Origin of the sequence: Okeania sp. SIO2F4 (assembly GCF_010672385.1) — a bacterium.
Taxonomy (GTDB): domain Bacteria; phylum Cyanobacteriota; class Cyanobacteriia; order Cyanobacteriales; family Microcoleaceae; genus Trichodesmium.
In genome coordinates, this window is record NZ_JAAHGT010000735.1 from 1 (window position 1) to 4,955 (window position 4,955).

The following is a 4,955-nucleotide window of genomic DNA, read 5'->3' on the forward strand; positions in this document are numbered from 1 at the left end:
TGTTGCGCGTAGCGCTATACCTCCCATCGACCAAACTTCCCAGACTCATCACTCCAATGTGTTTTAGTAGAATGAAACATCCCTACTAAAAATTAGGACTTTATGAACTCTAAGGAGAAAAAACCTCCCTTAGCGTCTAAACTGGATTCAGGAATCTATATCATAGGAGGGTTAGCTTTGACTGAAGATAATAACTACTCATCCCCTTCGGTAGCGACAATTTCTCGTCAAGAATTACGGGAATTAGTTCGATCGCAACTTCAAGCTCTACTAGAACAAGATAACTTGTCTGGAGCTAAAGCTATGTTAGTTCCAGTACAACCACCCGATATTGCTGAAGCGATCGAAGGTTTACCAGAAACTATGCAAGTCATCGCCTTTCGGTTACTGTCTAAAGGTGAGGCGATCGAAGTCTATGAACAATTAGACTCCACTGTACAACAGTCTCTATGCGAAAAATTCAAGCGCCAAGAAGTCATAGATATTGTTGATAAAATGTCGCCTGACGACCGCGCCAAACTATTTGAAGAACTACCTGCAGCCGTTGTCCGACGTTTGTTAGGTCAACTCAGCCCTTCAGAACGCCAAGCTACCGCCCAACTTCTTGGTTACAACGCAGATACTGCGGGACGGATAATGACTCCGGAATATATTTCCCTCAAAGAAGAATATACCGTTGCCCAAAGTTTAGAACGTATTCGCTCATTAGCTCACGTTACTGAGACAGTTTATTCTCTATATGTCACTGACACTAACCGTCACCTCACAGGTATTCTCTCCTTGCGAGATTTAGTTACCTCTCAGCTAAACCAAACTATCAGCGAAATAATGAGTCGTGATTTTGTCAGCGTCGAAACTGGTACTGACCAAGAGGAAGTTGCCCGTGTTATTCAGCGTTATGACTTTCTGGCAATACCAGTAGTAGACAGCGAACAACGACTGGTGGGTATCATTACCGTTGATGATGTTCTTGATATTTTGGAACAGGAAACCACTGAAGATATTTATGCTTTAGGTGGGGTGCAGTCTGATGGTGATAATTATTTTCAGGTAAATTTATTTACTGCTGCTCGGAGAAGAGTAGTCTGGTTATTTGTGTTGTTACTGACTAATAGTGTTACGGGTGGAATTATTACAGCGCAAGAAGATATTCTGCAAAAGGTAGTTGCCTTAGCAGCATTCATTCCATTGTTAACTGGTACTGGTGGAAATGTGGGTGCGCAATCTTCAACTGTTGTAATTCGAGGTATGAATACCGATGAAATATGGAAAATTGGACCATTGAAAGTGATTCTGCGTGAAGCTGCTGCTGGTGCAATGCTTGGGTGTATTCTCGGTTTATTAGCAACAGCTTGGGCTTTTTTATTTATTGTGAAGGGCAATTTAGAAGTGTCAGTAACGGTGGGTGTAAGTTTAGTGGCAATTTCGATTTTGGCTTCTGTTGCTGGCTCTTCTTTGCCATTCCTGTTTCGTTCGTTTGGGTTAGACCCTGCCTTAATGTCAGCACCATTTATTACAACTGCTGTTGATGTTCTCGGTGTTTTGATTTATTTCAACTTGGCACGAATAATTCTGCAAATATGAAAAAAAATATCGAGGTTGGGCAAACATTTTTATACCTAGCGATTCAAAATCGAACACAATAACAACTATAGCGCTATGCGCAAGTCAAAAGTCATGCATTCAAAAGTCAAAAGTAATCTCTGAGTGAATTTGAGCATTTATAAATGTCCGCGCCCTATTTGCGTAGTGCTATAAAAAAATTGTAGGGAAGTTCTATGGAACTTTCTTACTGTGCTCTAGTAAAATCCAAACTACTGTAAGCTGAAACAGGAAAAAATAATGTACACAAGTCATCTATCTTCTCAAGCAACTGTTTATGAAGTGCGAACGCAACTGCAAAACTTAATCGCAGAGGATAACCTAGCTGAAGTAAAAAATCTCTTAGCACCTGTACAACCAACCGATATTGCTGAAGCTATAGAACTTTTACCTGAAGATATACAGCTTGTAGTTTTTCGACTACTCCCAACAGAACAAGCGATCGCTGTCTATGAACAATTTGACCCCTCTACACAGAAATCTTTATCTCAACAGTTTCGTCATCAGGAAATTAGAGATATTGTGAATAAAATGTCACCTGATGACCGCGCTCAACTGTTCGATGAGTTGCCTCCCAAACTTTTGCAACGTCTCAACTCTGAACTTAGTCCCCGCGAAAGGGAAGCTACCTCCCTTTTGTTAGGTTATCAACCAGATACTGCCGGACGTATAATGACTCCAGAATATGTTAGTCTAGAGTCTGATGATACTGTAGCTCAGAGTTTAGAAAGAATACGCTCTTTAGCTGATGTTTCTGAAACTATCTATTACTTATATATTACTGATGCACAACAACATTTAGTGGGGATACTGTCGTTACGAGAGTTAGTTACTGGTTCCCCAGAACAAACTATCAGCGAAATAATGAATCGTGATGTGGTGTCCGTTCAAACTAACACTGACCAAGAAGAGGTAGTCCGGGTTATTCAACATTATGATTTAATTGCTGTGCCAGTTGTAGATCAGGAAAAGCGACTGGTGGGAATTATTACTGTTGATGATGCTATTGATATTGTGCAAGAAGAAACCACCGAAGATATTTATAAATTAAGTGGGGTACAGTCTGAGGGTGATGATTATTTTCAGGTTAATTTGTTGGCTGTTACTAAGAAGCGAGTCTTTTGGTTATTAGTATTACTTCTGACTAATACTTTCACGAGTAAAATTATTACTTCTCAGGAAGAAGTTTTGGAAAAAGTGGTAGGTTTAGCTGCGTTTATTCCTCTGCTGAATGATACTGGTGGTAATGTTGGTTCCCAGTCATCTACTGTAATAATTCGTGGTTTTAGCACTGATGAAATAGGAAGTATGGGAAATTTGCAGGTGATTATTCGGGAAGGAATTGCTGGTAGTTTGCTAGGTTTAATGTTGGGGATAGTTGCAATAATTTGGGCTTATATTTTGCAACAAAATTTTGCTATAGCTTTTGTGGTAGGTATTAGTTTATTTGCCATTACAATTATTGCTTCTGTTGCTGGTGCAGCTTTACCATTTATCTTTCGATTATTAAAGTTAGACCCTGCGTTAATGTCTGCTCCTTTTATTACCACTGCTGTTGATATTTTAGGTGTATTAATTTATTTTGGTTTAGCTGTTTTGCTTTTGGAAATATAGCGCTACCCGCAAGTCAAAAGTCAAAACTAATTTATGACTGAGTTTTCGGTTCTCAAATGCTCTGCAAATAAGATTTACCAATGTTCGCATCCTAAATGGGTCGTGCTATAGAAGGGAAGGAAAAATAAAGAAGCAGGTGATATAGTTATAATATTGTAGTAGTGGACTGTTTCAGCTAAAACTGTGCATTAGCTTTTTTCATAATCACCCCATCCCCCCATCACCCTATCACCCTATCACCCCATCCCCCCATTTTCTAATGCACCATTTAAGATGAAACGGTCTAGTAGCATGAGATACCTAAAATGTTGCAATAGTAGGGGTGGGTTCTAGTTAAATTAATGAGACTTAATATTCAATCAGATTAATCCGTCCCCAATGATATAATATCATGTCCGGTTGAATACTTATAAATAAACGACGGAAGAGTCACTCATCAGGAGTCAGGAGGGAAGAAAGAAGCAAGAAAGGGGGTTGCATATTTGTGGGATGAATTAGTGTGGTCCGTGTGGTCCGTGTGGTCCGTGTGGGGAGTCAAAGATTCATCCTTTGGTTCAGCAACGTCCAAGAAAGAAGAATAAAGAATAAAGAATAAAGAGGAGGAAAAGGAGAAAGTTTTTTTTATCACTAATTATTCCGACATGATCTAATACCATTTCTCAAAAAGAATGCTATATCTGATCGGGTGGGGAAGTGTAGTCCGTGTGGTCCGTGTGGGGGTAGGGACGTTGCATAACAAAAATGCGTTTCATGTCGCGCAGCGTTTCGCTACGCGACATGAAAAACGCGCGTTGTGCGCCAGCTAAACGTCCGTACAAAATAAGAATAATAAACATTAACTGGGCTATTATTAGCAAAAAAGTGATTTATCTTGTGTTAATTACTTAATAATTGAAGTACCACTTAAGTATAGCAATACTTTTGGGAATTGGTATAATATACTATTTGAGCTGTGTTGGTCTATTAGGTAGGGTTAAGCGTACTTTAGGAATTGAACAAATATAGTTGAGTTACTCTTCAGGTTGTTGCTGGGTTTATCAATCCAACCCACAGATTTTACAAATATTTTTACAAGAGCTATAACGTTTCTCAGACTAATAGACATCTCCAAAAATAAAAAATAAAATCAATTATTATCCATAAATTATCAATTATTCTTCCCTGTTCCCAGTTAAGTGTTCCCAGTTAAGCGTTCCCTCTTTTCTGGAGATGTCTAATGAGGTAAACCTATCTTTATTTCTATTATATTCCCTATTCCCAGTTAAGTGTTCCCTAAAACCTAGAATTTTGTAGCTTACCAGTATAGGAATTGCTATATATTAATAAACAAAATTATAATTCAATAAATATGTTGCACCGCCTACGTCTTTTAGAAATCCTTGAATATATTTTTCTTGCGGTTTCTGCCGTCGGAATTTTTGCTAATTATATGTTTGAGGAACCAATTATTTATCCGGTAGTGTTTATTTTTATATCTTTATTGTTAAATCTGTTTAACAGACGAAAATTAGCAGAACAAACTCAAACTATTAAATTTGATAATACTAGAAAATTAGACGAATATCAAGAGTCAATTTCTCAGATTATTTCTCAGTTAAAAGATAGTATAAATTCTTTTGAATCTACGGCTCAAGCATTAGGAAATAATCAGGGAGAAGGAAAAGTTAAACCTTTGATGGAAAAGATTAAAAGTTTGTCAAATCGGTTAGAGATTCAAGAACAAACTATCAAGTTATTAC

The 4,955-nt window shown here is 37.9% G+C and carries 3 protein-coding genes; all 3 read left to right on the forward strand.

What is annotated here, in order from left to right:
• The first annotated feature begins 177 nt into the window (after window positions 1–177).
• Window positions 178–1,584: a magnesium transporter gene (gene mgtE, locus F6K22_RS31530; protein WP_293107360.1), complete on the forward strand. Its 1,407-nt coding sequence runs from the start codon at window positions 178–180 to the stop codon at window positions 1,582–1,584.
• A 258-nt stretch (window positions 1,585–1,842) separates the two neighbouring features.
• Window positions 1,843–3,216: a magnesium transporter gene (gene mgtE / locus F6K22_RS31535; protein ID WP_293107363.1), complete on the forward strand. Its 1,374-nt coding sequence runs from the start codon at window positions 1,843–1,845 to the stop codon at window positions 3,214–3,216.
• 1,348 nt (window positions 3,217–4,564) lie between these two features.
• The coding region (locus F6K22_RS31540) for a hypothetical protein (RefSeq protein WP_293107366.1) at window positions 4,565–4,955 on the forward strand (391 nt) is incomplete at its 3' end.